At 63.5% G+C, this 26,559-nt stretch carries 19 protein-coding genes, 3 tRNA genes, 1 pseudogene and 1 riboswitch; of the genes and pseudogenes, 6 read left to right on the top strand and 17 right to left on the bottom strand.

Annotated features, from left to right (window positions below; genetic code table 11):
• Position 1 precedes the first annotated feature (1 nt).
• The 4 genes from EL199_RS01800 to gltX all read right to left on the bottom strand — a co-directional run bounded on the left by EL199_RS01800 (position 2) and on the right by gltX (position 1,758).
• Positions 2–77, bottom strand: a tRNA-Glu gene (locus tag EL199_RS01800).
• Between the two features lie 54 nt (positions 78–131).
• Positions 132–207 (bottom strand) — tRNA-Glu (locus EL199_RS01795).
• Positions 208–210: 3 nt separating this feature from the next.
• A tRNA-Ala gene (locus tag EL199_RS01790) sits at positions 211–286 on the bottom strand.
• A gap of 68 nt (positions 287–354) precedes the next feature.
• A complete protein-coding gene (gltX, locus tag EL199_RS01785; RefSeq protein ID WP_040355115.1) occupies positions 355–1,758 on the bottom strand; it encodes a glutamate--tRNA ligase in 1,404 nt (467 codons plus the stop codon).
• A gap of 132 nt (positions 1,759–1,890) precedes the next feature.
• Here gltX and glnA point away from each other — a divergent pair, with 132 nt between their 5' ends.
• The 5 genes from glnA (at position 1,891) to EL199_RS01760 (ending at position 8,490) form a co-directional block, all read left to right on the top strand.
• Positions 1,891–3,294, top strand: coding sequence for a type I glutamate--ammonia ligase (glnA, locus tag EL199_RS01780; RefSeq protein WP_004140891.1), 1,404 nt, complete (start codon positions 1,891–1,893; stop codon positions 3,292–3,294).
• A 134-nt stretch (positions 3,295–3,428) separates the two neighbouring features.
• Positions 3,429–5,309: a monovalent cation:proton antiporter-2 (CPA2) family protein gene (locus EL199_RS01775; RefSeq protein ID WP_004140892.1), complete on the top strand. Its 1,881-nt coding sequence runs from the start codon at positions 3,429–3,431 to the stop codon at positions 5,307–5,309.
• 23 nt (positions 5,310–5,332) lie between these two features.
• Positions 5,333–6,199: an endonuclease/exonuclease/phosphatase family protein gene (locus EL199_RS01770; RefSeq protein ID WP_004140894.1), complete on the top strand. Its 867-nt coding sequence runs from the start codon at positions 5,333–5,335 to the stop codon at positions 6,197–6,199.
• A complete protein-coding gene (gene creC, locus EL199_RS01765) occupies positions 6,196–7,599 on the top strand; it encodes a two-component system sensor histidine kinase CreC (RefSeq protein ID WP_004140896.1) in 1,404 nt (467 codons plus the stop codon). Before EL199_RS01770 ends, creC begins: the two co-directional genes overlap by 4 nt.
• Before the next feature lie 51 nt (positions 7,600–7,650).
• Positions 7,651–8,490 carry an alpha/beta hydrolase gene (locus EL199_RS01760; RefSeq protein ID WP_004140898.1) on the top strand — a complete coding sequence of 280 codons (840 nt, stop codon included), beginning with the start codon at positions 7,651–7,653 and terminating at the stop codon, positions 8,488–8,490.
• Positions 8,491–8,506: 16 nt separating this feature from the next.
• Here the strand turns inward: EL199_RS01760 and thiQ are convergent, their stop codons facing one another.
• From thiQ to bioB, 13 genes and pseudogenes are all read right to left on the bottom strand, one after another.
• Positions 8,507–9,217 carry a thiamine ABC transporter ATP-binding protein ThiQ gene (gene thiQ, locus EL199_RS01755; protein WP_004140899.1) on the bottom strand — a complete coding sequence of 237 codons (711 nt, stop codon included), beginning with the start codon at positions 9,215–9,217 and terminating at the stop codon, positions 8,507–8,509.
• Positions 9,195–10,805: a thiamine/thiamine pyrophosphate ABC transporter permease gene (gene thiP / locus EL199_RS01750; protein WP_040355119.1), complete on the bottom strand. Its 1,611-nt coding sequence runs from the start codon at positions 10,803–10,805 to the stop codon at positions 9,195–9,197. The genes thiQ and thiP overlap by 23 nt, the downstream gene beginning before the upstream one ends.
• 48 nt (positions 10,806–10,853) lie before the next feature.
• A complete protein-coding gene (locus EL199_RS01745) occupies positions 10,854–11,231 on the bottom strand; it encodes a WG repeat-containing protein (RefSeq protein ID WP_040355122.1) in 378 nt (125 codons plus the stop codon).
• A 58-nt stretch (positions 11,232–11,289) separates the two neighbouring features.
• Positions 11,290–12,273, bottom strand: coding sequence for a thiamine ABC transporter substrate binding subunit (gene thiB, locus EL199_RS01740; RefSeq protein ID WP_004140904.1), 984 nt, complete (start codon positions 12,271–12,273; stop codon positions 11,290–11,292).
• 38 nt (positions 12,274–12,311) lie between these two features.
• A riboswitch (TPP riboswitch) is annotated at positions 12,312–12,405 on the bottom strand.
• 141 nt (positions 12,406–12,546) lie between these two features.
• Complete coding sequence (locus EL199_RS01735) at positions 12,547–13,779, bottom strand: NAD(P)/FAD-dependent oxidoreductase (RefSeq protein ID WP_004140905.1); 1,233 nt, start codon at positions 13,777–13,779, stop codon at positions 12,547–12,549.
• Positions 13,780–13,811: 32 nt separating this feature from the next.
• Positions 13,812–14,828 (bottom strand): Ldh family oxidoreductase, encoded by a 1,017-nt coding sequence (locus EL199_RS01730; protein WP_170166209.1) that lies wholly within the window; start codon positions 14,826–14,828, stop codon positions 13,812–13,814.
• Between the two features lie 266 nt (positions 14,829–15,094).
• Positions 15,095–15,682, bottom strand: coding sequence for a sarcosine oxidase subunit gamma (locus EL199_RS01725; protein WP_004140911.1), 588 nt, complete (start codon positions 15,680–15,682; stop codon positions 15,095–15,097).
• A complete protein-coding gene (locus EL199_RS01720) occupies positions 15,675–18,674 on the bottom strand; it encodes a sarcosine oxidase subunit alpha family protein (protein WP_004140913.1) in 3,000 nt (999 codons plus the stop codon). The genes EL199_RS01725 and EL199_RS01720 overlap by 8 nt, the downstream gene beginning before the upstream one ends.
• Positions 18,671–18,964, bottom strand: coding sequence for a sarcosine oxidase subunit delta (locus EL199_RS01715; RefSeq protein ID WP_004140916.1), 294 nt, complete (start codon positions 18,962–18,964; stop codon positions 18,671–18,673). Before EL199_RS01715 ends, EL199_RS01720 begins: the two co-directional genes overlap by 4 nt.
• A gap of 9 nt (positions 18,965–18,973) precedes the next feature.
• Entirely contained in the window at positions 18,974–20,230 is a 1,257-nt protein-coding gene (locus EL199_RS01710) for a sarcosine oxidase subunit beta family protein (RefSeq protein ID WP_040355125.1), read from the bottom strand.
• Between the two features lie 11 nt (positions 20,231–20,241).
• Complete coding sequence (nhaC, locus tag EL199_RS01705) at positions 20,242–21,708, bottom strand: Na+/H+ antiporter NhaC (protein WP_004140920.1); 1,467 nt, start codon at positions 21,706–21,708, stop codon at positions 20,242–20,244.
• A gap of 276 nt (positions 21,709–21,984) precedes the next feature.
• Positions 21,985–23,115, bottom strand: coding sequence for a radical SAM family heme chaperone HemW (gene hemW / locus EL199_RS01700; protein ID WP_004140921.1), 1,131 nt, complete (start codon positions 23,113–23,115; stop codon positions 21,985–21,987).
• A 113-nt stretch (positions 23,116–23,228) separates the two neighbouring features.
• Positions 23,229–24,170 (bottom strand): annotated as a pseudogene (gene bioB / locus EL199_RS01695) (biotin synthase BioB); the annotation flags it as partial.
• Positions 24,171–24,266: 96 nt separating this feature from the next.
• Here bioB and EL199_RS01690 point away from each other — a divergent pair.
• Positions 24,267–26,516, top strand: a complete 2,250-nt coding sequence (locus EL199_RS01690) for a Tex family protein (protein WP_040355127.1) — start codon at positions 24,267–24,269, stop codon at positions 26,514–26,516.
• Positions 26,517–26,559: the final 43 nt, after the last annotated feature.

The raw sequence follows: 26,559 nt of genomic DNA, 5'->3' as shown, positions 1-26,559 counted from the left end.
TTGGCATCCCCAAGGGGATTCGAACCCCTGTTACCGCCGTGAAAGGGCGATGTCCTAGGCCTCTAGACGATGGGGACAGATGCTTGAAACTGCGTGATGGTTTCCCGAAAAAATTGATGCCACCCGAAAGGTGGCATCCCCAAGGGGATTCGAACCCCTGTTACCGCCGTGAAAGGGCGATGTCCTAGGCCTCTAGACGATGGGGACATTTGGTGGAGCTAAGCGGGATCGAACCGCTGACCTCCTGCATGCCATGCAGGCGCTCTCCCAGCTGAGCTATAGCCCCGTATTCGGGAAGGCGCGCATTTTATGCAGAACGCACGCCTTCGTCAACGGCGGGACGGTTTTTTTTATTCAGCCCTGATTTTGCGCGATATATTCTGCGGCGAACTGTAAACGGCGCAGGATTTCTGCCGTATTGAGCAGCGACAGGGTAACCGCCAAATCGGGCGACGGTGCGCCGCCAGTGACGGCGAGCCGCGCCGGTTGGCCGACTTTGCCAAAGCCGACGCCGTTTGCTTCGACGCAGGCGGCGATGGCATCGTGCAGCGTTTCCACGTTCACGTCAGCGAGTGCGGCGATGCGCGTTTGCAGGTCTTGCAGCAAGTGCGCGGTTTCTCCGCCTTTGAACGCTTTTTTTGCCGCATCCGCCGGGAAGGCCGTCGGCGCGACGAATATCCACGCCATATGTTCTGCCATTTCTTTCAGCGTTTTCGCGCGCTCCTGGTAATGTGGGATGGCGCGCAGCACGGTCGTTTCATCGGCAGTAACGCCCAATGCGGCGAAATGCGGCAACAACTGCGGCAGCAGCGCTTCTGGCGTCGATTCTTTTATATAGTGCTGGTTGAGCCAGCGCAGTTTTTCGGTGTTGAAGGTGGACGCGGCGCTATGCACGTCATCAATGCGGAAATACTGCAACATCTCGTCCATGCTGAAAATTTCCTGGTCGCCGTGCGCCCAGCCAAGGCGCACCAGATAGTTCAGGATTGCCGGTGGCAGGTAGCCTTCGCGACGGTAATCGAGGACGTTGGTCGCGCCGTGCCGCTTCGACAGGCGCTTGCCGTCGTCGCCGAGAATCATCGGCACGTGCGCAAATTCCGGCACGTCGTATCCCAGCGCGCGGTAGAGGTTAATCTGTTTCGGCGTGTTGCTGACGTGGTCTTCGCCGCGGATGACCAGCGACACTTTCGCCGCCGCATCATCGACGACCACGCAGAAGTTGTAAGTCGGCGCACCGTCGGAGCGGCGAATGACCCAGTCATCGAGCTCGCTGTTATTGACCGTCACTACGCCGCGCACCTTGTCGTGCCAGCTCACGCTTCCTTCCAGCGGATTCTTGAAGCGCACCGCCGGTGTCACGCCCGGCACCGGTTCGCCGCCGTCGCGGTATTTGCCGTTGTAACGCTGTGGCAGGCCGAGGCGCTTTTGCTCCTCGCGCATCGCCTCCAGCTCCTCCGGTGTGCACCAGCAGTAGTACGCCTGCCCGCGCGCAATCATCTGCTCGATAATCGCGTCGTAGTCGGCGAAGCGCTTGCTTTGATAGACGATTTCGCCGTCATGATGCAGGCCGAGCCAGTTCAGACCATCGAGAATCACCCGGGTGGACGCCTCGGTCGAGCGCTCCAAATCCGTATCCTCAATGCGCAGGCGGAACACGCCCTGATGCTGGCGCGCGTGCAGCCAACAATACAGCGCGGTACGCACCCCGCCGATATGCAAATCGCCGGTCGGGCTGGGGGCAAAACGGGTAACAACCATAAAAACCTCTACAATAACAAACAAAAACAGCGGGGGACCCGCCAGATAAGGCGACATTTTACCGCCTAAACCCCACCGCCTGCACCCGCGCGCATATAATGGCGCCCTTTACCACACAACCGGAGCAACCGCATGACCCCGAACGACATCCTGCAACTCATCCACGACGAAAATATCGAATACCTCGACCTGCGCATCACCGACAGCAAGGGCAAAGAACACCACATCAGCTACCCGGCGGACATCGACGAAGACTTCTTTGAAGAAGGCAAAATGTTCGACGGCTCCTCCTTTGCCGGCTGGAAGGGCATCCACAACTCCGACATGATCCTCATGCCCGACCCGGCGACCGCCTACATCGACCCCTTCTACGCGCACAAAACCCTCGTCCTCACCTGCGACATCATCGAGCCGGACACCATGCAGGGCTACGCGCGCGACCCGCGGTCGCTGGCCCGCCGTGCCGAGGCCTACCTCAAGGCCACCGGCATTGCCGATTCCGCCAACTTCGGCCCGGAGAACGAATTTTTCATTTTCGACGAAATGAAATACCAGACCAGCATGCACAAAGTCATGTTTGAAATCGTCAGCGAAGAAGGCATCTGGAACAGCGCCGCCGACATCGAAACCGGCAACAGCGGCCACCGTCCGAACGTCAAAGGCGGCTACTTCCCGGTCGCCCCGGTGGATTCCCTGCACGACCTGCGCGCCGAAATGTGCGAACTGCTGACCCGCGTCGGCCAGGGCGTGGAAGTGCAGCACCACGAAGTCGCTACCGGGCAATGCGAAATCGGCGTGCGCTACAACACCCTGGTGCGCAAGGCCGACGAAGTCCAGCAACTCAAATACATCATCCACAACGTCGCCCACGCGGCGGGCAAAACCGCGACCTTCATGCCCAAGCCCATCGTCGGCGACAACGGCTCCGGCATGCACGTCCACATCTCGCTCATCAAAGACGGCAAGAACCTCTTTAGCGGCGACGGCTACGGCGGCCTCTCCGACATGGCGCTGTACTTCATCGGCGGCATCATCAAACACGCGCGCGCGTTGAACGCCTTTACCAACCCCTCCACCAACAGCTACAAACGCCTCGTGCCGCACTTTGAAGCGCCGATTATGCTCGCCTACTCCGCGCGCAACCGCAGCGCCTCCATCCGCATCCCCTACATCACCAACCCCAAAGCGCGGCGCATCGAAATTCGCTTCCCCGACTCCACCGCCAACCCCTACCTCGCCTTTGCCGCGCTGCTGATGGCGGGCTTGGACGGCATCAAAAACAAACTGCATCCGGGCGAGGCGATGGACAAAGATCTCTACGACCTGCCGCCGGAAGAAGCCGACAACATCCCGCAAGTCGCTTTCTCGCTGGAAGAAGCGCTGGACGCGCTGGAAGCGGACAACGCCTTCCTCAAACAGGGCGACGTCTTCAACGACGACCTGCTGCGCAGCTACATAGACATCAAACGCCAGGAAGTCGAACGGATGCGCCTGCAAGTGCATCCGCTGGAATTCGAGCTGTACTACAGCTGCTAAATCCCAAAAGCTGCTAAATTCCAAACCGCCAACGGCATTCGCCCGCGGCGGTTTTTTCATAGCCGCTGACCGTCGCACGTCGCCTATCCGCTATAATTTCCGCCCGTTTTTCCCGCCACAAACAAGGAGATTGCATGACCGCATTGTTTACCTCCGCCTTCATTTACCTGGCCGCCGCCGTGCTGATCGTGCCGCTGTCGAAGCGACTCGGCCTCGGCTCGGTACTCGGCTACCTGCTCGCCGGCATCCTCATCGGCCCGACCCTGCATCTGGTCGGCCAGGAAACGCACGACGTGCAACACGTTGCCGAATTTGGCGTGGTGATGATGCTGTTCCTCATCGGCCTCGAACTGGAACCGGCGATGCTGTGGAAACTGCGCGCCAAACTACTGGGGCTGGGCGGCCTGCAAGTGCTGGGCACCATCGCCGCCATTGCCATCCTCGCCCTCATCCTCGGTCAGCCGTGGCAGGTGGCGATTACCGCCGGTTGCGTACTGGCGCTCTCCTCCACCGCAATCGTCCTGCAAACGCTGGGCGAAAAAGGCCTTCTGAACAGCCCCGGCGGCCAGGCGAGCTTTTCCGTGCTGCTCTTTCAAGATATTGCCGTCATCCCGATGCTGGCGCTCCTGCCGCTGATTGCCCTGCCGGAGCTGACGGCGGCGGCGCACGGCGCGGGTGGCCATGAAGCGACGCTGTTTAAAGGACTGCCCGGCTACATCCAGGCGCCCGCCATCCTTGCCATCGTCATCGGCCTCATCGCCGCCTTCCACTACCTCTCGCATCCCTTCTTGCGCTACATCGCCCGCTCGCGCATGCGCGAAGTCTATACCGCAACCGCCTTGATGCTCGTCGTCGGCATCGCCGCGCTGATGAGCCTCATCGGCCTCTCGCCCGCGCTTGGCGCCTTCATCGCCGGCGTGGTACTGGCGGACAGCGAATACCGCCACGAACTGGAAAGCACGCTGGAGCCATTCAAAGGCCTCCTGCTCGGCCTGTTCTTCATCACCGTCGGCGCGGGCATCGACTTTGAGCTGCTGCGCCACGAATACCACATCATCCTCGCCTTGACCGTCGCTGTCATGGCAATCAAGGCGGCAGTGCTGTACGTACTCGGCAAAACCTTCCGCCTGCGCGGCACCGGCCTGCCGCTCTTTACCCTGGCGCTGGCGCAGGCGGGCGAATTTGGCTTCGTCCTCCTCTCCTTCGCCGTACAACATGGCGACATGCCGGAAGACACCGCCGAACGCCTGCTGCTCGTCGTCGCCCTCTCCATGCTGCTGACGCCGCTCCTCTTTATCGCCTACGACAAACTGCTGGCGCCGCGTGCCAGCCGCGACGGCCTCAAGCGCGAAGCAGACGTCATCGCCGAAGAAAACCCCATCATCATTCTGGGACACGGCCGCGTCGGCCAGCTGGTGGACGACCTCCTCCTCAGCTGCGGCTACCACACCACCGTGATTGACTACGACGTCGAAACCGTCGAAGGCCTGTCGCGCTTCGGCGTGAAAAGCTACTTCGGCGACGCCAGCCAACCGGCGCTTTTGGAAGCGGCAGGCATCGCCAAAGCCAAACTGCTGATCATCGCCATTGACCAGCGCGAACAGGCAGTTGCCATCACCGAACACGTGCGCCGCGCCCACCCGAACCTGCCCATCATCGCCCGCGCCTACGACCGCATCCACGTGTACGAACTCTACAACGCGGGCGCGAGCGCCATCATCCGCGAAACCTTCGACGCCGCCATCCGCACCGGGCGCACCGCGCTGGAAGTCCTCGGCATGGACGCGGAAAAAGCCCAGGAAATCAGCGAGTTTTACTACCACCGCGACCGCCACGCCACCCAACAAATGGCAGAAGCCTACGACCCCAACCTGCCGCGCTTCGGCAACGAGCGCATGGCGGCGATTGCCAAAGTAAACCGCGCCATCACCCGCGAAATGATCGCCAAACTGCTGCGCGGCGAGCCGGTGGACTGGCAACCGCGCGAAGACAGCGTGACGCGGCACAAAGGCTGAAGCGCCGCTTCAAATAACAAACCATGAAAACCTACCTCGCGCGCCGCCTGCAAACCCTCGCCTGGCTCACGCTCGCCGTCCTGCTCATCGGCCAACTGGGCGCGCTGCACTGGAGCGCCGAACTGTTCAGCCATTTCGTGCCGCATTACGCGGCCGTTTTCGCCCTTGCCGCGCTCTGCCTGCACAACCGTTGGCGTTACCTCTGGGCAGCATGGGCGCTCGCCCTCACCGCCTGGACGCTCTGGCCGCCCGTTCTTGAACCGCCGGACAGCGCTGCTACCCGCCTCATCTGGTACAACGTCAACCTCGACAACCGCGACGCCCGCGGCGAAAGTGCCCGCCTTCTCGCGGCGGACGCCGACATCCTCGCACTCGCCGAAATCCAGCTGCACGACCCCGGCTGGCAGCCGCTACGCCAACACTACCCGCATGGCTGCGTACACGAAGAAAACAGCCCGTTTGCCCTTGCCGTTTTCGCGCGCGCACCGCTCGCTGCCTGCGAAGTCCGATTCATTGAAGACTACCCCTACATTCGCGCCACACTTGCCGACGGCCGTACCCTCTACGCCGCCCACCCGCCGCCACCGATTAACGCCGACCTTGCGCGCGCTCGCATCGCCTATTTGCGACACCTCGCCGACCGCCTCGCCACCGAAAAAAGCGCGCTGCTCCTCGGCGATCTCAACAGTAGCCCGTACTCGCAGCACTACCGCGAACTGTTGCGCCGCGCCGGATTACACACAACGACGCGCAACGGCTTGCCGACTTGGTTGCCGCTCGGACTCAACCTCGACCACGCCCTCGTCCGCCACGGACAGGCCCACAGCAGCGCCCTGCCGTGGCATACCTCCGACCACCGCCCGCTGCAAACCGACTGGGGTCGCCCATGAGCATCTTCGTCCGCCTCTTTCTCGTGTACGGCCTCGCGCTCACCCTCGGCGGCGCGCTGCTGCTGCGCGACGTACAACAACAAATCCGCCCCGGCATGAAAGAAGTGCTGGAAGACACCCTCGCCGACAACGCCCAGGCGCTCGCCGCCGCACTCGCGCCCGCGCTGGAACACGGCGACATCCAAAACCCCGCCTGGCAGGCACAACTGCGCGCCCGCCTCGCCCGCCCGCAGGACATCCACATCCACCAGCACCACAAAACCGCGAACCGCCAACAACTCATCATCACCGATAGCGCGGGCATCGTCCTCTTTCACAGCGAAGCGGCGGAGACCGGCAAAGACTACAGCCGCTGGAACGACATCCTGCGCACCCTGCGCGGCGAATACGGCGCGCGCAGCACCCAAAACACCATGTACATCGCCGCCCCCGTCCACGCTGCTGACGGCCGCCTGCTTGGCGTCGTCAGCCTCGGCAAACCGGGCACCGACCTCATCCCCTACCAACAGCGCACCGAACACGACCTGCGCCAAAGCGGCCTGCTTTACCTCGGCGCAACCCTCGCCCTCATCGCCCTGCTCACCCTGTGGATACGGCGCAGCATCGACCGCGTCCGCCGTTACGCCACCGCGCACGCGCCCATCCCGCCCGCGCCGCGCTTCCACCTCGCCTCCGAACTGAACCGCCTCACCGCTGCCATCGGCGACATGCGGCGCGAACTCGAAGACCGCGCCTACATCACCCGCTACATCGAAACCCTCACCCACGAACTGAAAAGCCCGCTCACCGCCATCAGCGCCAGCGCCGAACTGCTGCAAGACGACCTGCCCGCCGCCGACCGCGCCCGCTTTGCCGATAACATCGCCCAACAAAGCGCGCGCCTGCACCGCCTGGTGCAGCGCCTGCTGCAACTGTCGCGCATCGAAAAAGAACCCGTCCACAAACAGCCGCTGGACCTTGCCGCCCTCTGGCACAAACACCAGCGCGAACAACAGCCGCGCCTCGCACAAAAAAACCTCACCCTGCGCCTCCGCCATAACGGCACCGACGCCGACGAACACACCGCCATCCCGCTCAACGCCGACCCCTTCTGGCTCGAACAGGCACTGGCCAACCTGCTCGACAACGCCATGCGCGAAGCGCCGGCAGGCAGCATAATCACCCTTGCCGTCAGCCAAAACCGCCAAGAAACCCGCATCGCCCTGCACAACCCGACGCGCGCGCCCGTGCCGGACTACGCCCTGCCGCGCCTCTTTGAGCGCTACTACACCCTAAACCGCAAAGAAAACAGCGGCCTCGGCCTGACGCTGGTCGCGCAAATCGCCGAACAGCACGGCGGCACGGCATGCGCGGAAAACCGCGACGGCGGATTAACCATCACGCTGGTGTTGCCCGCTTGAGCGCCGCGCCGCAAGCAATAGCGACAGATGAACCCCCTACCGCGAAAACCCATGAAAAAAATGCTCCTCACCGCCATTCTCGGCAGCGCTGCCCACGCCGCCGACTGGCGCCCCGCACAACTGCCGCAAGCCGAAGAAACCACCATAACCTCCGCCCACACCGGCCGCAGCTACCGCATCCAGACCAGCACCATCGGCGCAGCGCCGCCGGAAGGCTACCCCGTGCTTTACCTGTTGGACGGCGACAATTACTTCCCCTACGCCCTGCCGCTTGCCCGCCCCCTGCTCAACCCGCCCGGCGACGGCAAAAAACAGGCGCTGCTGCTCGTCGGCATCGGCTACCCCGGCGGACAACTGCTCGACCACAACGCGCGCAGCCGCGACTACACCCCGCCGCTGACAGAAGGCGGCGCCAACAGCGGCGAGGCCGAAGCCTTCGCCCGCTTCCTCGATGAAGAACTGCCGCCGCTGCTTGCCGCCCGCCAGCCCATCGACCGCCGCCAACAAAGCCTCTACGGCCACTCTTACGGCGGCCTCTTTGCGCTCTACCACCTCTACACCCGCGCCAGCATGCAGCGCTACTACCTCGCCAGCCCGTCCCTCTGGTGGGAGAACCGCCGCATTGACGATTTTGCCGACCGCCTGACCGCGCCGCGCGACAGCCTTGCCGTCCGCATCAGCGTCGGCAGCCTTGAGCAAGCCGCCGCGGGCGATGCAAAACGCCGTAGCCGCGCCATGGTAGAAAACGCACGGGCACTCGCCGGACAACTACAACAAAACCAGCGCGATACCACATTCACCCTGCTTGACGGCGACAACCACGGCAGTGCCGCCTTCTCCGCCTTGACCCGCCTGTTGCAAGACTTGCGCGATACCGCGCCAGCAAAATAACGCGCCAGGGGCTTGTTCATCCTCCCGCCGCCTTGTCGATGCCCAAGAGCGCCGCGGCCGGGCTGTCGCCGCGGGCGAGGTCGGCGGTCGTGCCGTCCCAGGCGATTGTGCCGTCGTCGATAACGAGGCTGCGCGGCGCGATGCGCAGGGCGTCGTCGAGGTTGTGGGTGACCATGAGCAGCAGCGGTTGGTGGCGCAGGCAGGTGTCGTCCAAAAGGTCGAGCATTTCAACTCGCAGCGCCGGATCGAGGGCGGAGAAGGGTTCGTCGAGCAGCAGCAGCGGGCGGTCGCGCAGCAGGCAGCGTGCCAAGGCGACGCGCTGTTTTTGTCCGCCGGAGAGTTGTTCGGGCAGGCGGTCGAGCAGGTCGGCAAGGCCGGTTTTTTCGGCGGTTTCGTGCAGGCGCGCGCGTTGTTCGGCGGTGAGTTTGAGGTTGGGGTTGATGCCGATGGCGATGTTGTCGCGCACGTTCAGGTGGCTGAACAGGTTGTGTTCTTGGTAGAGCATGGAGATGGGGCGCGCGGCGGGCGGGGCGGCGGTGTAGTCCGTGCCGTCTATCAGCAGGCGGCCGTGTTGTGGCGGCAGGAAACCGGCGATGAGGTTGAGCAGGGTGCTTTTGCCCGCGCCGCTGGCGCCGAGGATGGCAAGGCGCTCGCCCGCGGCGGCGTGCAGGTTGAAGTGCATGTGGTAGGGCGGGTGGCGCCATTCAAGGTTTTCGAGCTGGAGCATGGGCGAGGTGTTCGATGAGGGTGTAGAGGGCGAGGCTCAGGAGGAGGAGGATGAGGGCGGTGACGTCGCTGGCGTCGTTGCGGTAGGCGCCGAGTTGTTGGTAGAGGTGGTAGGGCAGGGTGGCGAAGTCGGCGTTGCCAAAGAGGGCGATGATGCCCAAATCGCCCAGCGAGAGGACGCAGGCGAAGGCATACGCCTGGGCGAGCGGGCGTTTGAGTGCGCGCAGTTCGATGTGTTTGAGGCGGGTGAGGCCGCGCACGCCGAGGCCGGCGCAGAGGCGCTGGTAGTTGCTGGCGATGTCTTGCATCGGCGCGGCGAGGATTTTCAGGGTGTAGGGGATGGCCATCAGGCTGTTGCAGAGGATGATGAGGAAGTCGGCGTGCTGCGGCAGGCCGGTGGTGCGGCGCAAGAGGAGAAAGAGGCCGGTGGCCAGCACGATGCCGGGCATGGCGAGGTTGAGCATGCCCGCGGTTTCGAGCAGGTTGGCGGGCAGGCGCTGGCCGCGCAGGCGCAGTTCGCGGCTGCTCCAGAGGAGCATCAGGCAGAGGGTGAGGCTGATGAGGCCTGCGGGCAGGGCTATGCGCAGCGAGGTGTAGATGGCGCGCCACAGGGCGGGGTCGCGCAGGACTTCGCCCAGGTGCGGGTTGAGTCCGCCGAGGAGAACGGCGATGAGCGGCGGCAGTTGGTAGAGGAGGAACAGCGCGATGAGGAGGCTGTCGGCAAGGCGGGGATACCAGCCGCGCGGGGTGTCGTGCCAGGGGCGGAGGCGGCCGGGGACGGTGTTCAGGTTTTTGCCGAGGGTTTGGGCGATGAGGACGAGGGTGAGGCAGCAGGTGATTTGCACGAGGGCGAGCAGGGCGGCGCGGTCGGGTTCGTAGGTGAAGGTCAGCGCCTGGTAGATGGCGAGTTCGACGGTGGTCGCCTTCGGGCCGCCGCCGAGGATGAGGATGGTGCTGAAGCTGGTGAAGCAGAGCATGTAGATGAGCGCGGCGACGGGCGGCAGTTGGCGGCGCAGCCACGGCCATTCGAGGTGGCGAAAGAGCGGCCAGCCGCGCACGCCGAGTTGGGCGGCGAGTTGGCGCTGTTCGCCGGGGATTTGTTCGAGGGTGTTGAGCAGGAGGCGGGTGGCGAGCGGCAGGGCGAAGAATTGGTGGACGAGGAGGATGCCGGTGAGGCCATAGGGGCGGAAACGCCAGTCGCCGCCGAGCGCCTGCCAGATGTGCGCCAGCCAGCCCTGTTTGCCGTACACGCCGAGGATGCCGGAGATGGCGACCAGCGTCGGCAGGGCGAGGGTCATGGTGGCGAAGCGCAGGAGCAGGTCGCGCCCGGGGAAGTGGCGGCGCTGGAGCGCGCGGGCGAGGAAGATGGCGGGGATAACGGCGAGTGCGGTCGCAAGGGTCGCCTGCCAGAAGGTGAAGCGCAGTACGTGCCAGAGGTAGGGGTCGGCGAGGCGTTGTGCGGGCACGTCTCCGCCTTGCAGGAGGAGAGCGAGCAGGGCGGCAAGGCCGATGGCGACGAGAAATGCGGCGGCGAGGAGGCCGGGTCGAAGCCAGGGGGGAATGCGGGAGGTCGGGGGCGAGTTATACATACGCCTGAGCGTTCATCGTGTATGTAAATGCGGTTCGGCAGGAGCGGTCTAAATGTTCGGTGGCGGCAGCAATTCGCAGCGTGTGTTTTCCGGCAGGGTTTTGCCCTGCGGGTCTATCGCCACGCGCTTGCCGTTTTTTTGTGCTTCCACGCACTCGCGTTCGCGGCTGCCCATCCAGTTGTGGGTGAAGGCTTCGGCTGCTTCGTATTCGAAGGGCTGCACGGTCTTGCCTTGGGGATTGATGTAGCCCCATTTGTCGCCTTTTTTGCCGTGTTGGTCAAAGACGCCCAACGCGCCGCAGACGTGGGGAGAGGCTTCGATGCCTTCGCCTTCCGGCACTTCTATCGGGGCAGGGCAGGGGATGGCGTGGGCGCTTGCGGCGGCGAGGGCAAGCGCGAGGAACAGCGGTTTTGGTACGGGATTCATGTGTGAGCCTTTAGATTAAAAAAGAACGCGCAGGGGCAACCCCTGCGCGCCACGGGACTTATTGGCTTACCGCCTTCTGCCATTGCTCAATCCACTGCGGACGGTTTTTCTGTACCTCGTCCGGGGTGAACTGCAGCGTTTTCGCCGGACGCGGCAGTTTGGCGAACGCCTCCGGCAGCGTGACATCGCCCGCCGGATAGATCCAGTTGGTGGTGGCGATGTTTTCCTGGAAAGCGGGCGTGATGAGGAACTCGAGGAATTTCTGCGCCAGCTCCGGCTGTTTGCTGGTGCGGGTACGCGCGGCGACTTCGACCTGCAAATAATGCCCTTCGTCGAACAGCGCGGCGGCGTAAATGTCCTTGTTTTCCTTCATCAACTGATAGGCGGGCGAGGTCGAATAATAAAGCGCCATGTCGCTCTCGCCTTTGCTAAAGAGGCTGTAGGCTTCGCTGGAGCCCTTGGTGACGGTTACGGTTTTCTTCGCCAGTTTTTCCCAGGCGGCGGGGGCGTCATCGCCAAACACCTTCTGCATCCACAGCATGAAACCTTGCCCCGGCGTGCTGACGCGCGGGTCGGAATAAATCACCGTCCACGGCTCTTGGCTTTCCACCAGCTCGTGCAGGCTGCGCGGCGGGTTTTTCAGGCGGGTCTTGTCGTAGACGAAGCTGAACCAGCCGTAGTCATACGGGACGAACACCGGATCCGTCCAGCCGTCCGGCAGTTTCAGCTTGCTGGTATCCACGCCGCTCGGCGCGAACAGGCCGGTATCGAGCGCGGTTTGCATCAGGCTGTTGTCAATGCCGATGATGACATCGGCGCCGTTCTGCTCGCCCTCTTGGCGCAGGCGGTTCAGAATCATCACGCCGTGATCAAGGGCGACATATTTCACCTCGCAGTCGCAGACTTTTTCAAAGGCGGCTTTCAGACCGGGACCCGCGCCCCATTGGGTGTTGAAAGAGCTGTAGGTATAGACGGTGAGCACCGGCTTGGCACTGGCGGCCGCGGCGGCGAAAGAAAGAAGAATCAGGAGTTTTTTGAACACTTTGCACCTCGTTTTCAAGAAAGAAGACCAGCCGCAAAGGTAGAGAATGCCTCAATCCCTCCGCCGGCATGATCCGGATCAGGTTCTGCGGGTAACTCTCAGCCGGCAGCGCCGACACCCCGATGAGAACGGCGGGCATTATAAGCGGCTTGTGTGGTTTGTGGAAATTTGAGTGAGGGTTGTTAAAAAAACCGAATTTCGCCGCGTTGCGGGTGCGGTTGTGGGGTTTGTGTTGTGGAATTTTGTGAAATGTGCCGTATCCGCGCAGCCGTTTCAGGCAAAACGGTGCAGGCGGTAGGGGGTGAGGTCAATGGGCGGGGTTTCGCCGAAGTAAAGCGCGCTGAGGATTTCCGCGGTGAGCGCCGCTTGCGTCAGGCCAAGGTGCTGGTGGCCGAAGGCGAGGAGCAGGTCACCATCGCGGTCGATGACTGGCAGGCTGTCGGCGGTGGTCGGGCGGAATCCCATCCAGGGCTGGGCATCGCGGGCGTCCAGCGGGGCTTGCAGCAGTTTTTCCGCCAGTGGCCGCAGGTTCTGCGCGCGCGCCATGTTCGGCGGCGCTTCGAGTCCCGCGTATTCCACCGTACCGGCGAGGCGCAGGCCGTGCCGCATCGGTGTCATGACGAAGCTGTGGTCAATGCTGGAAACGGGCAGGCGCAGACGCGCGGCTTCGTGTGGCAGCATAAGGTGGTAGCCGCGTTCGGTATCCAGCGGCACGCGCAGGCCGGTGAGGCTGTCGGCCAGCGCCTTGCTGTGCGCACCGGCGCAGAGGATGAGGCGGTCGGCGTGGTGGCTGTCGCCATTTTCCGCTTTGAGGCTGAAGCCGCTGTTTTCGCGGCGGGCAGCGGTGATGCGACTGTGTTCGCGGATGTTGCCACCGCTCGCGCGTAGCGCTTGGGCGAGGCTCGCGCCGAGGGCGGCAAGGTCGATGATATGCGCCGAGCGCTGGTAGTGGATGCCACCGTGTTGGCGGGCGAGCGCCGGTTCCAGTTCTTGCAGTTGGTCGCTGTGCAAATACTGGCAGGGAAAGCCCAGCGCTTGCAGTTGCGCGGCGTATGCAGGCAGGCGGGCGGCGGTTTTGGCGCGGCTGGCGACGTGCAGGATGCCATCGTGGCGGAGAAGCGGCGCCAGTTGCCAGCGCGCGGCGAGGCGCTCCCAGGCGGCAAGACTTTCCCGATTGAGCGCGAGCAGGGCGCGGTGGTTATGCTGGTAGCGTGCGGGCAGCATGTTGGTGAACATCTGCCAGCCCCAGGGCAGCATTTTCGGCAGGTAACGCCAGTCGATGCGTAGCGGGCCGAGCGGATTGATGAGCATCGCCGGGAGTTTGCGCAGGGTGGCGAGGCTGGCAACGGGATAGTTGTATTCGGTGGCGATGTGCCCGGCGTTGCCAAGTGATGCGCCGCCAAATGGCGTTTCGGCCTCGTGCAGGGTAACGGTTTCGCCGCGTTGGCACAGGTTGAGGGCAATGGTGAGGCCGATGATGCCGCCGCCGATGATGTGGGTGTTCATGGGTTTTTCAGGGGTTGGAAGGAAACGTTGGCTCAATGCAGCTCAAGGTCGAGGTCGCCCTGTTGCATGCGTTGCAGGCGGTCGAGGTTTTCTTGGCTGATGGCAATGCCCTCTTTGGCGGCTGCCGCGCGGGCGGCGTAGCGGCGCTCGGACGGCAGGCGCGCGCCCTGGGCGCGGATGGCGGCAAGCAGTTTTTCGGCGTGGGCGAGGCGGTCTGTGGCGGCAAAGGCGGCGGGATCGAGGGCGATGTGCAGGGTGCCGTGGTTGGGCGCGAGGCCGCCGTCGGCTTCGCTGCTTTCGCTGCTCAGGTGGTCGCCAATCCACACGGCGGCGAGGATTTCGATCATGGTGGAGATGGCCGAGCCTTTGTGGCCGCCAAAGGGCAGGAGTGCACCCGCCAGCACCGCCGCCGGGTCGCGGCTTGGGGCGCCGTCGGCGTCAATGCCCCAGCCGTCCGGCAGCGGTTTGCCGTCCAGGCGGTGCAGTTCGATTTCGCCGCGCGCGACGACGGAGGTGGCGAAGTCGTAAATGTAGGGCGGTGCGTCGCCGTTGGGCCAGGCAAAGGCGAGCGGGTTGGTGCCCAGCAGGGGCGCGTTGCCACCGGACGGGGCGACGTAAGCGCTGCTCGGGCACATGGCAAGCGCGCCAACGCCCAGTCCGGCAAGGGTTTCGACTTCCGGCCAGAGGGCAGAGAGGTGCAGGCAGTGGTTGATGGCCATCGCCGCGATGCCGTGGCGTCGCGCTTTTTCTGCCAGGAGTGGCGCGCCACGGCTGAATGCCAGCGGGCTGAATTCGCCGTGTGCGTCGATTTTGAGGATGGCGCGTTCGGGCGGGTTGTCGATGGTGGGTTCGCGCGCGCCGTGGTTCTGTCCGGCGCGGCGGCTTTTGAGGATGCCGGTCAGGCGGTAGATGCCGTGCGAGCGGCATTGGTCGCGCTCTGCCCGGGCGAGGACTTCCGCGATGGCTGCGGCGTGTGCTTCGTTGTAGCCTCCGGCGCGCAGGGTGGCGGCAAGCAGGGCGTGCAGTTCGGGGTAGGTGAGGTGTGGCATGGGCGACTCCGGGGGTTGGAGATGGGTGGGACAGGAATTTGGGGCGGGTCGGGGAGGGGGTATATCGGCGCACTTTGTACTTTTCTTTGCCTGTATCGCTACAGCCCTCACCCCAACCCCTCTCTCGTCCTGCGGACGAGCAATGTTTGTCCCACAGGGAGAGGGGCTTCGTTTTACCCGGCCCTCCCCCGAACCCCACGCAAAATGCGGTCGCATTTTGTGTGGGAACCCGACCACGGGGGCGTTTGGATAGGGTGTGGGCATTTTTACGCGACGGCGAGTCCGTAGGGGCGGCTCGCTTTTTCGAGCAGTTTCCAGACGTAGTCGGCGAAGCTGCGGCGGATGATGAGGCTGTAGTGCGTGGCGCCGTGTTTGTGCAGGATGATGTGCGCGGCCTCCATCACGGTGCCGATGACTTCGCCGGCGGCGAGGTTCTCGACCGGGTACGGGGTGAGGTGGCGCAGCACGGTTTCGACCGCCTCGCCGTGCAGTTCCAGCCCGGTGTAGCCGCCGCTGTTGTCAACGAGTTGTGCGTGTTGGTTAGCTAGTGCGCGTTGCAAGCGGGTGGCAAGTGCGGTTTTGTCCTGCCACGGGTTTTTTAGCAGCCATTCGTCCGGCGAGAGGCGCAGGATGGTGAGCGCGTCTTTTGCGGCGCTTTGTCGTGGTGCGGTTGGCAGGGCGACGCCAAGCGCGTTTTCGACGGCGGCGAGGTAGGCGCTGTCGTCTGCTTTGCCGCGCAGGATGTGGATGGCGCTTTGTGGCCATTCGCTGGCGCTGATGCCCGCCGCGCCGTTGGGCGCGGGGTGGGCGGCGAGTTGGCGCGCGAGCGGGGTTTCCCAGGTGATGTCAGGCATTTTGGCGTTCTCCGGCGGGGTCAACGAAGTTGGTGCTGCTGATGGTGGCGGCGTAGGTTTTGCCGTGGGCAAAGGCATAGACGGTTTCGCCTTGGCGTGCCGCGCCGTTTTCGATGTTTGCCAGGGCGATGCTGCGGCCGAGGGCGACGCTGTGGTAGCTGGATGTGATGTAGCCGAGGCTTGCCACCGGCGGGTCGTCGCTGCCGGCGCGCGGCACGGCGGGGTCGGCTGTGGCGATGATTTGCGCGCCTTCGGGCAGGACGGTGTGCGGGTCGGCGGCGAGCAGTCCCACCAGTTGTTTGCGTCCTGCGCGCGCGGTGTCGCTGCGCGCGAGTGAGCGCTGTCCGAGGAAGCTGTAGGGTTTTTTCAGGTTCACTGCCCACGGCATGCCGAGGTCAAACGGGGTTTGGGTGGCATCGGTGTCTTGGCCGACGATGATGAAGCCTTTTTCGGCGCGCAGGACGTGCATGGTTTCGGTGCCGTAGGGGACAGCGCCCGCTGCCATCACGGCTTCCCAGATGTGGCGGCCGTAGCCGGCGGCAACGTTGATTTCGTAGGCGAGTTCGCCGGAGAAGCTGATGCGGAAGACGCGCGCGGCGATGCCGGCGACGGTACCCGCCCGCCATTCCATGAATTTGAAGGCGTCGCGGTCAAAGTCGATGTCATCACAAAGGCTTTGCAGGATGGCGCGCGACTCTGGCCCGACAACGGCGATGGTCGCCCAGTGGTCGGTAACGGAGGTCAGCCAGACGTCCAGCTCCGGCCATTCGATTTGGTGCCAGCGTTCGAGCCAGTCGAGGACGCGCGCCGCGCCGCCGGTGGTGGTGGTCATGTAGAACTGGTTGTCGTGGATGCAGGCGGTGACGCCGTCATCCATCACCATGCCGTTCTCATCCAGCATCAGGCCGTAGCGGCATTTGCCGGGTTCGAGTTTGCTCCAGGCGTTGCTATAGACGCGGTTTAGGAATTCGCGCGCGTCTTTGCCGTCGATTTGGATTTTGCCGAGGGTGCTGGCATCTATCGCGCCTGCGTGGCTGCGCACCGCGGCGGTTTCGCGGGCGACGGCGGCGTGCAGGTCTTCGCCCGCCTGCGGGAAGTACCACGGCCGCCACCATTGGCCGACGGCTTCCATTGCCGCAGCGCGCGCTTGGTGCGAGGGGTGCAGGGCGGTGGTGCGCTCCGGCTCGAAGGTGTTGCCCTGGCGGTAGCCGGCGAGTGCGCCGAAGGTTACGGGTGTCCACGGCGGGCGGTAGGTGGTGGTGCTGACCGCGGCGGGCGAGACGCCGAGCGCGGCGGCGGTGAGGTGGATGCTGTTGACGCTGGTCAGTTTGCCCTGGTCGGTGCCGAAGCCGAAGGCGGTGTAGCGTTTGACGTGTTCGATGTGTTGGTAGTTTTCGGACACGGCGATGGCGATGTCGGCAGCGGTTACGTCGTTTTGGTAATCGACGAAGGCTTTGGCGCCGGTGCCTTCGGGCTTGCCGTCTTGTAGGCGGACGATGAAGGCGGGCGGGTTGGTCTCTAGGGGCTCATCTATGCGCGGCAGGGTGATGTCGCCGCTCGCACCGAGTGCGGCGAGGGCGGCGCGGGTGGTGGCTGCGGTTTGTGCCAGCGCGTCTGTCCAGCGGTAGTGGCCGGTGACGGCGCCGATGCCGGCGATGCCGTCGCGGCTTTGGCTGTAGTCGTCCGGTACGGTGAAGGCGTGTGCGCTTTCGTTCCAGTCGGGGCGGCGGGTGTCGTGGCAGTAGAGGTGGACGCTGGGGCTGAGACCGCCGCTGCTGAGGACGGTTTCGACGGCGATGTCGCGTGCTTCGCCGCTACCGGGATGGTAGAGGCGCGCGCCTTCGACCTGTTGGCGACCGCGCACTGCGGCGATGTGGTAGCCGGGCAGGACGGTGATATTGGCAGCAAGTCCGGCAGGTGCTTTGGCATCAGCGCGGATGTCGGCGACGGTGACGCTTGCGCCAGCGGCGGCGTAGTCGGCGGCGGTGTGGTAGATGCCGTCGTGGCTGCCGCAGATGAGGACGCTCTCGCCGGGGAGGACGCCGTAGCGGTTGAGGTAGGTTTGGCCAGCGGCGAGGGTCATGACGCCGGGCAGGTCGTTGTTGCCATAGACGAGCGGGCGGTCGATGCCGCCGTTGGCGAGCAGGATTTGTCGCGCGCGGATTTTGTGCAGGCGCTGGCGTGGCTGGTCGGGGTCGCGGGCGGCAGGCGGCAGGTGGTCTTGTTTTTGTTCGAGCGCTTGCACGTAGTTGTGGTCGTGCACGGCGACGGCGGCGCAACGCGAGAGGATTTCAAGGTTGGGCAGCGTATTGATGCGGGCAAGCAGCGCGGCGCGGTATTCGTGCGCGGGCTGGTCGTCGAAGCGGGTTTGCGCTTCGCTCATCAGCCAGCCGCCGGGTTCGTTTTGTTCGTCAACGAGCAGGGTTTTTAGGCCGGCACGCGCGCTGGCTTCGGCGGCGAGCAGTCCGCAGAGGCCGCCGCCGATGACCAGCACGTCTACGTGGTGGTGCAGGTGGTCGTACCATTCGCGATCGGCGCTACGAGGTGCGTCGCCAAAGCCGGCCAGGGCGCGGATGGCGTTTTCGTAGCGCGGCCACAGGCTTTGCGGCCATTTGAAGGTTTTGCTGTAGAAGCCGGGCGGCATGTAGCGCTGCGCCAGGCGACCGATGAGGCTTTTGCTGCGCCGGATGGCGCTGCTGCGCGCTTTCAGGCCGGGGTAGAGTTCGACTTGCGTCGCTTTCTGGTTGGGGGTGGCATGGCCGCCGTCTTCGAGCTGGACGAGGGCGTTCGGCTCTTCGCAGCCCGCGGCGAGGATGCCGCGCGGCCGCCCGTATTTGTAGCTTTGCCCGACGACGCGCACGCCGTTGGCAAGCAGCGCCGCGGCGAGGGTGTCGCCCGCAAGGCCTTGGCAGGTTTGCCCGTTCCACTGGAAGGTAACGGGCTGGCTGGCATCGACGCGGATGCCGGGTTTGTGGATGCGGCGGGCGCTCATGCTTCCTCCTCGCGCCAGGCGCGTTTGGCTTCGTTTAGGGTGTAGCTGGCGGCGATGGCGTTGGTGACGTTGTGGCGTTTGACGACCAGCACTTTGCGGCAGCCGGCGCCGTGTATCCATTGTTCCCAGACCCAGCCTTTGGGGTTTTTGCGGTGAAAGAGGTAGTCGCCCCAGGCTTCGTCGCTGATGGTGTCGGGGTTTGCCGGGCGGACGATGAAGGCTTCGCCGGCATGGTGGTATTCGCTTTCGTTGCGGGTGTCCGCGCAGTGCGGGCAGTAGATGGCAAGCATGGTTCTCTCCTAGTGGGCAACGGCGGCGGCGCCGTGTTCGTCTATCAGATGACCGCTACTGAAGCGCGCGAGCGCAAAGGGGCGGGCGAGCGGGTGTGGTTCGTCGTGGGCGATGGTGTGGGCGAAGACGTGGCCGGAGCCGGGGGTGGCCTTGAAGCCGCCGGTGCCCCAGCCGCAGTTGAGGTAGAAGCCTTCTATCGGCGTTTTGCCGATGATGGGGCTGGCGTCCGGAGTGGTATCGACGATGCCGCCCCATTGGCGGTTCATGCGCACGCGTGAGAGCGAGGGGAACATTTCGACGATGGCAGCGGCGGTGTGCTCGATGATGTGTTCGCTGCCGCGCTGGCCGTAGCCGGTGTAGCTGTCGATGCCGGCGCCGATGACGTATTCGCCTTTGTCGGACTGGCTGATGTAGCCATGCACGGCGTTGGACATGATGACGCTGTCTATGGAGCGGGTCATGGATTCGGAGACAAACGCTTGCAGCGGGTGGCTTTCCAGCGGCAGGCGCAAGCCCGCCATGCCTGCCAATACGCCGGAATGGCCGGCGACGACGCAGCCGACGCGGTCGGCTTTGACGTAGCCTTGCGAGGTTTGCACGCCGCGGATACGTCCGCCTTCGATGTCCAGCCCGGTTACTTCGCAGTTTTCAACCAAATCCACGCCGAGGTTGCTGGCGGCGCGGGCAAAGCCGCGCGCCACCGCGTCGTGGTGGGCGATGCCGCCGCGCGGTTGGAAGCTCGCCCCCATCACCGGGTAACGGGCGCGGCTAGAGCAATCAAGCAGCGGGATGCGTTCTTGCAGGGTCTTGGCATCGACCACTTCGACGTCCACCCCTTGCAGGATGTTGGCGTTGGCGCGGCGTTCGATGTCGCGCATGTCCTGCAGGGTGTGGCCGAGGTTATAGACGCCGCGCTGGCTGAAAAGCACGTTGAAATTAAGATCGGCAGTCAGCCCTTCCCACAGCCGCAGCGAGTGTTCAAACAGCGCGGCCGCTTCGCTCCAAAGATAATTAGAGCGGACGATGGTGGTGTTGCGCGCGGTGTTGCCGCCGCCAAGCCAGCCGCGTTCGAGGACGGCAATGCGGCCGGGGCGGTGTTCTTTCGCCAGATAGTAGGCGGTGGCAAGGCCGTGGCCGCCGCCGCCGATGATGATGACGTCGTAGCTGTCGGCAAGTGTCGCGCGGCGGTAGGCGGGTTGCCAGTCGCGGTTGTGGCGCAGGCCGTGTTTGAAAAGACTCCACCAGGAATAACGTTCAGTGTGCATAACCCCTCCGCTCATACCATGTAATCATCAACTTCGTCGGCGATTTCTTCCATGTTCTCATCGGCGAGGGTTTGCGGGCCGCGCGGGTCTTTCGGCGTAAACCAGCCCAGCGCCGCATAAATCAGGCCAATCAGCGGCGACAGCCAGCAGAACAGAGCGAACGGCGCATAAATAAACGTACTCAGGCCGAGGGTGGCGGTGACGAACGCGCCGCCGTTATTCCAGGGAATCAGCGGCGAGACCAGCGTGCCCCAATCCTCCAGTGTGCGCGACAAAATGGCGCGGTCGTAGCCCATCTCGGCGAACTTGCCCTTCATCAGGCGGCCGGGCAACACCAGCGACGTATAAATCTCGCCCGCGACCAGCCCGACAATCAGCACCGCGCTGGCTGCGGTCGCCACCAGCGAAAAACGCGAACGAATCAACACATTGAGCTTGGCGAGGATCGCGCGGAAGGTGCCGTAGGCCTCCAGACAGCCGACGAAGGCGAGCGAGAGCATCATCATCGTAATCACCCAGGTCATCGACATAATCCCGCCCTTGGACAGAAGCTTGTCCATCGCCTCCTGCCCGGTGTGCGCCTTAAAGCCGTTCATCAAAATATCCGAGACCGCGCTCAACTTCACGCCCTGATAAACCACGGCGAGCAGCACCGCGAGAAAAATCCCGGTGCAAAGCGTCCCCATCACCGAATACTTGCGGAAACCCATGAAAATGACCACCGCCGCCGGAATCAGCGTAATCCAGCCAATCCTGAAATGATCCATCATCAACTGGCGGAACAGCTCGCGCGTGGCAAGCGACCCCTCGCCCGCATCACCGCCATAATGCAGACTCACCAGCGCGTACACCACGATAGTAATCGCATACGCGGGAATCGTATTGGGCAGCATCGCCTTGATATGCGACCAAATATCGGTGCCCGCGACCGCGGGCGACAAATTCGTCGTATCCGACAGCGGCGACATCTTGTCGCCGAAAAACGAGCCCGAACAAATCGCGCCGACCGTCCAGTGCATCGGCACGCCGAGCGCCTCACCGATGCCGACCATGGCAAGGCCGACCGTGCCGACCGTACCCCAGGAAGTCCCGGTGGCGAGCGAGACCACCGTCGTCAAAATGCAGGTTGCGGGCAGAAACACCGTCGGCTTCAAAATCGACAGCCCATACACCAGCACCGTCTGCACCGTGCCGGCGGCGATGGAAGCGGCAATCATCATGCCGACGCAGAGAATAATCACCGTGGTGGGCAGCGCGACCTTCATCACGCGGTACATATGCTTCTCCATGCCTGCCCATTTGCGCCCCTTGAGCGCCATAAACATGCCGGTGATACAAATGCCGATGACCAGCGGTACGTGCGGCGTGTAATCCTTGAAAACGAAGAACTGCACCATGAGCAAAGCGACCGTCAGCAAGAGCGGCGCCATCTCAAACCAGAACGGATAACTTTCGCGGTTTTTGAATTGACTGAACATACTTCCTCCCGAAAACTGAAATTGAGGCGGAGAAAGCGGCAAACAGGCGGCATTCCCCGCGCGGGAATGCCGAAAGCGATGCGGTCTGGGAAACGGACGGGGTCAGAACCGCATGGCAGAAGACACCCCCACAGTCACTTCATGCAAAGGCTGAAGCGACCTTAACTGCATCATGCATTAACTCGACGTTACAATCAACCGCGAAAAAGAAAAAAGCGTGCACATTCACTCAAAAACACAAAAAAGAAAGTGAAAAATCACAGGCGGGCGCGTGTTTTACAGAAACGCATCCAGCACGTTATTGAGCAGGGCGAAGCCGCGTTCGGTGGTTTTCAGGCGCTGCTCGATAGCGGGGTCGATGAGGCCTTGCGCGATGAGGCGTGCGAGCGTCGGGCGCAGGTCATCCAGGGTGAGGGCGCTGCGCTCGTGCAGGTAAGCGGTCGGGATGCCGTCTTTGAGGCGCAGGGCGTTCATCATGATTTCAAAGGGTTGTTCGTCGCGCGGCACGGTGAAGCGCTGGTCGCGGTAGGGGTTTTCGCCGTTGCCCGCCGCTTTTTGGTACGCCCCCGGCGCGCGGTATTTGCTGCTGCGGCTAATCACGCCGTCGCGCGTCTGTTTGCCGTGCGCGCCTGCGCCAATGCCGAGGTAGTCGCCGTATTGCCAGTAGTTGAGGTTATGGCGGCAGGGGGCGCCCGCGCGCCAGGCGGAGGTTTCGTATTGGCGGTAGCCATGCGCGCTGAGGTGCGCGCTGCCCGCTTCGTAGATGTCGATTTGTGTGTCGCTGTCCGGCAGTGCGGGCGGGTTGGCGTAGAAGGCGGTGTTTGGTTCGAGCGTGAGCTGGTACCAGCTGATGTGCTCCGGGGCGAGCGCGGTGGCTTGGCGGAGGTCGGCAAGCGCACCCGCGACGTCCTGTCCGGGCAGAGCGAACATCAGGTCCAGATTGATGCGCTGAAAGCCCGCTTTTTCGGCGATGGCGACGGCGCGGATGGCTTCGTCGCGGTTGTGGATGCGGCCGAGCGCGTGCAGTTGCGCCGCGTCGAAGCTCTGCACGCCGATGGACAGGCGATTGACGCCTGCGGCGCGGTAGTCGGCGAATTTGGCCTGTTCGAAGGTGCCAGGGTTGGCCTCCAGGGTGATTTCGCAAGTGTCTGGTAGCGGGCTTTGCCGGTTGATGCCGTCCAGCAGCGCGGCGATGGCTGCGGCGCTAAAGAGGCTCGGTGTGCCGCCGCCGATGAAGATGCTTTCTATCGGGCGCGGGTCGAGGTCGTGCGCGAGGTCAGCGAGGAGGTGCCGGACGTAACCTGCTTCGTCAATGGCGCCGCGCAGCGCGTGCGAGTTGAAGTCGCAGTACGGGCATTTGCGCACGCACCAGGGGATGTGGATGTAGAGGCTTTGCGGGATGGGCATGGGAGCGTCGTTTGTCGTGGCGAGCCGGGCAGGGCAGGTTATGCGTCGCTAACCGCCGCTTTTTTCTGCGGGTAGTACATGCCGACGGCGGCGGTTGGTGGTGCGGGTTCTGCTGCTGCGCGCATTTGCGGGTTGAGGTCGAGTTTGGCGAAGAGGGCGGCGTCGCGGTCTTCTTCGGGGTTGGGGGTGGTCAGCAGTTTGCAGCCGTAGAAGATGGAGTTGGCGCCCGCCATGAAGCACAGCGCCTGCATTTGTTCGTTCATGCTTTCCCGCCCGGCGGAGAGGCGCACCGCCGATTTCGGCATGAGGATGCGGGCGACGGCGATGACGCGGATGAAGTCGAAGGGTTCGAGGTCGTCCGCCTGCGCCAGCGGCGTGCCTTTGACGCGCACCAGCTGGTTAATCGGCACGCTTTCCGGCGGCGGGTCGAGGTTGGCGAGTTCGACCAGCATGGCGAGGCGGTCGTCTTCGCCTTCGCCCATGCCGAGGATGCCGCCGGAGCAGATTTTCATGCCGGCGTTGCGCACGTGTTGCAGGGTGTGCAGGCGGTCGTCGTAGTTGCGGGTGGTGATGATTTCGCCGTAGTAGCGGCGGCTGGTGTCGAGGTTGTGGTTGTAGTAGTCCAGCCCCGCATCGGCAAGCGTCTGCGCCTTGGTTTCATCGAGCATGCCGAGGGTCATGCAGGTTTCGAGCCCCAGCGCTTTCACCCGCCGCACGACTTCAACGAGATACGGCATGTCTTTTTCTTTGGGGTCACGCCATGCCGCACCCATGCAGAAGCGGGTCGCGCCCTGTTCGCGCGCGCGTTCGGCGGCGGCCGTGATTTCGTCGATTTTCAACAGCGCTTCGCGGGCGACACCGGTGTGGTAACGCGCGCTTTGCGGGCAGTATTTGCAGTCTTCCGGGCAGGCGCCGGTTTTGATGGATAGCAGGGTGCTGATTTGGATTTGTTGCGGGTCGTGGTGCGCGCGGTGTACGGTTTGCGCCTGGTAGAGCAATTCCATGAAGGGCAGGTCGTAGAGGGCTTGCGCCTGGGCGAGGGTCCAGTGGGTCATTGGGGTGCCATGAGGTGAAGGGGTGCAAAGTGTACAATGCCGCCCCTGATTTTTTATCGCCCCATAGACGATTTTTCTGACTGGAAAAGGAACCCCATGAACATCACCCAAATCCTCGCCACCGAACTCGCCGCCAGCGCCGCACAAATCACCGCCGCTATTGACCTCCTGGACGACGGCGCGACCGTCCCCTTCATCGCCCGTTACCGCAAAGAAGCGACCGGCGGGCTGGACGACACACAACTGCGCACCCTCGCCGAGCGCCTGCAATACCTGCGCGAGCTGGAAGCGCGCAAAGAAACCGTGCTGAACAGCATTGAAGAACAAGGAAAACTCACCGAAGAACTGCGCGCCGCCATCGCCGCCGCCGACAATAAAACCGCGTTGGAAGACTTATACCTGCCCTACAAACCCAAGCGCCGCACCAAAGCACAAATCGCCCGCGAGCACGGCCTGCAACCACTCGCCGACACCCTCCTCGCCGACCAGCCGCAAGACATCGAAACCCTCGCCGCCGCTTACACCAACGACAACGTCCCCGACGCCAAAGCCGCGCTGGACGGCGCGCGCGCCATCCTGATGGAACAGTTTGCCGAAAACGCCGAACTCATCGGCGCCCTGCGTGAAAAACTGTGGGCAGAAGGCGAATTGCACGCGCAAGTCATCGAAGGCAAAGAAAGCGAAGGCGAAAAATACAAAGACTACTTCGACCACCGCGAAGCCATCCGCGCCATGCCGAGCCACCGCGCTCTCGCCGTACTGCGCGGGCGCAACGAAGGCGTGCTGCAACTCGCCCTCAAATACCAGCCGGACGAAACACCTGCGACCGAAGCCAGCGCCTACGAACAAACCATCGCCGCGCACTACCGCATCGGCGAACACAAATGGCTGCGCGACAGCGTCCGCCTCGCCTGGCGCGCCAAAATCTACCTCTCGCTGGAGCTGGACGCGCTGAACCGCCTTAAAGAAGCCGCCGACAACGACGCCATCACCGTCTTTGCGCGCAACCTCAAAGACCTGCTGCTCGCCGCGCCCGCCGGCCGCCTCACCACCTTGGGGCTTGACCCCGGCTACCGCAACGGCGTGAAAAGCGCCGTCGTTGATGACACCGGCAAACTGCTCGACACCGCCATCGTCTACCTGCACCAAGAAAACAACGCGCTCGCCACCCTTGCCCGCCTCATCAAACAGCACGGCGTCAAACTCATCGCCATCGGCAACGGCACCGCCAGCCGCGAAACCGACAAACTCGCGGGCGAACTCATCAAGGCACTGCCAGACATGGGACTGCACAAAATCGTCGTCAGCGAGGCGGGCGCCTCCATCTACTCCGCCTCCGAACTCGCCGCCAAAGAATTCCCAGAGCTGGACGTCTCCCTGCGCGGCGCCGTCTCCATCGCCCGCCGCCTGCAAGACCCGCTCGCCGAACTCGTCAAAATCGACCCCAAATCCATCGGCGTCGGCCAATACCAACACGACGTCAACCAAAGCCAGCTCGCCAAATCGCTGGACGCCGTCGTCGAAGACTGCGTGAACGCCGTCGGCGTGGACGTCAACACTGCCTCCGCGCCGCTGCTTGCCCGCATCTCCGGTCTAAACCAAACGCTCGCACAAAACATCGTCGCCTGGCGCGACCAAAACGGCGCGTTCGATAACCGCAAAACCCTGTTAAAAGTACCGCGCCTCGGCGAAAAAACCTATGAACAAGCCGCCGGCTTCCTGCGCATCCACGGCGGCAGCGAACCGCTGGACGCCAGCGCCGTGCACCCCGAAGCCTACCCCGTGGTCGCCAAAATGCTCGCCGACAAACACCTCGCCGCCGCCGAACTCATCGGCAACCGCGAACACATCCGACAAATCAAAGCCAGCGACTACACCACCGCCCAATTCGGCCTGCCGACCATCATGGACATCCTCGCCGAACTCGAAAAACCCGGCCGCGACCCGCGCGGCGAATTCCAGACCGCGACATTTGCCGAAGGCGTCCACGAAATCAGCGACCTACAACCGGGCATGATCCTCGAAGGCGTCGTCTCCAACGTCGCCAACTTCGGCGCATTTGTCGATATCGGCGTGCATCAGGACGGCCTCGTCCACATCTCTGCCCTTGCCGACCGCTACGTACAAGACCCGCGCGACATCGTCAAAGCGGGCGACGTCGTGAAAGTGAAAGTGCTGGAAGTCGATGCCGAACGCAAACGCATTGCCCTCACCATGCGCCTTGACGACGATGCGACGGCAAGCGGTAAAAAAGACCGCCCGCGCGGCGATAAACGCCCGCCGCAGAAACAAGAAAAAATGACCAACACGGCCATGGCGGATGCGTTTGCTAAATTGAAGCGGTAATTACCGTAAAAAAACAAGCCATTAAAACGTTCATGTAAACAAA

This window comes from Cardiobacterium hominis (assembly GCF_900637305.1).
In the GTDB taxonomy this organism is placed as follows: domain Bacteria; phylum Pseudomonadota; class Gammaproteobacteria; order Cardiobacteriales; family Cardiobacteriaceae; genus Cardiobacterium; species Cardiobacterium hominis.
This window is presented reverse-complemented; position numbering and strand designations above follow the sequence as displayed.

Coding starts and splice junctions, on each gene's coding strand:
- EL199_RS01770 (WP_004140894.1), top strand. CDS start 5,333: ATGAAAACCTACCTCGCGCGCCGCCTGCAAACCCTCGCCTGGCTCACG.
- creC (WP_004140896.1), top strand. CDS start 6,196: ATGAGCATCTTCGTCCGCCTCTTTCTCGTGTACGGCCTCGCGCTCACC.
- EL199_RS01690 (WP_040355127.1), top strand. CDS start 24,267: ATGAACATCACCCAAATCCTCGCCACCGAACTCGCCGCCAGCGCCGCA.
- thiP (WP_040355119.1), bottom strand. CDS start 10,805: ATGTATAACTCGCCCCCGACCTCCCGCATTCCCCCCTGGCTTCGACCC.
- EL199_RS01715 (WP_004140916.1), bottom strand. CDS start 18,964: ATGCTTGCCATCTACTGCCCGCACTGCGCGGACACCCGCAACGAAAGC.
- thiQ (WP_004140899.1), bottom strand. CDS start 9,217: ATGCTCCAGCTCGAAAACCTTGAATGGCGCCACCCGCCCTACCACATG.
- EL199_RS01725 (WP_004140911.1), bottom strand. CDS start 15,682: ATGCCTGACATCACCTGGGAAACCCCGCTCGCGCGCCAACTCGCCGCC.
- EL199_RS01760 (WP_004140898.1), top strand. CDS start 7,651: ATGAAAAAAATGCTCCTCACCGCCATTCTCGGCAGCGCTGCCCACGCC.
- EL199_RS01730 (WP_170166209.1), bottom strand. CDS start 14,828: ATGCCACACCTCACCTACCCCGAACTGCACGCCCTGCTTGCCGCCACC.
- EL199_RS01775 (WP_004140892.1), top strand. CDS start 3,429: ATGACCGCATTGTTTACCTCCGCCTTCATTTACCTGGCCGCCGCCGTG.
- glnA (WP_004140891.1), top strand. CDS start 1,891: ATGACCCCGAACGACATCCTGCAACTCATCCACGACGAAAATATCGAA.
- hemW (WP_004140921.1), bottom strand. CDS start 23,115: ATGCCCATCCCGCAAAGCCTCTACATCCACATCCCCTGGTGCGTGCGC.
- EL199_RS01720 (WP_004140913.1), bottom strand. CDS start 18,674: ATGAGCGCCCGCCGCATCCACAAACCCGGCATCCGCGTCGATGCCAGC.
- EL199_RS01735 (WP_004140905.1), bottom strand. CDS start 13,779: ATGAACACCCACATCATCGGCGGCGGCATCATCGGCCTCACCATTGCC.
- EL199_RS01745 (WP_040355122.1), bottom strand. CDS start 11,231: ATGAATCCCGTACCAAAACCGCTGTTCCTCGCGCTTGCCCTCGCCGCC.
- EL199_RS01710 (WP_040355125.1), bottom strand. CDS start 20,230: ATGCACACTGAACGTTATTCCTGGTGGAGTCTTTTCAAACACGGCCTG.
- gltX (WP_040355115.1), bottom strand. CDS start 1,758: ATGGTTGTTACCCGTTTTGCCCCCAGCCCGACCGGCGATTTGCATATC.
- nhaC (WP_004140920.1), bottom strand. CDS start 21,708: ATGTTCAGTCAATTCAAAAACCGCGAAAGTTATCCGTTCTGGTTTGAG.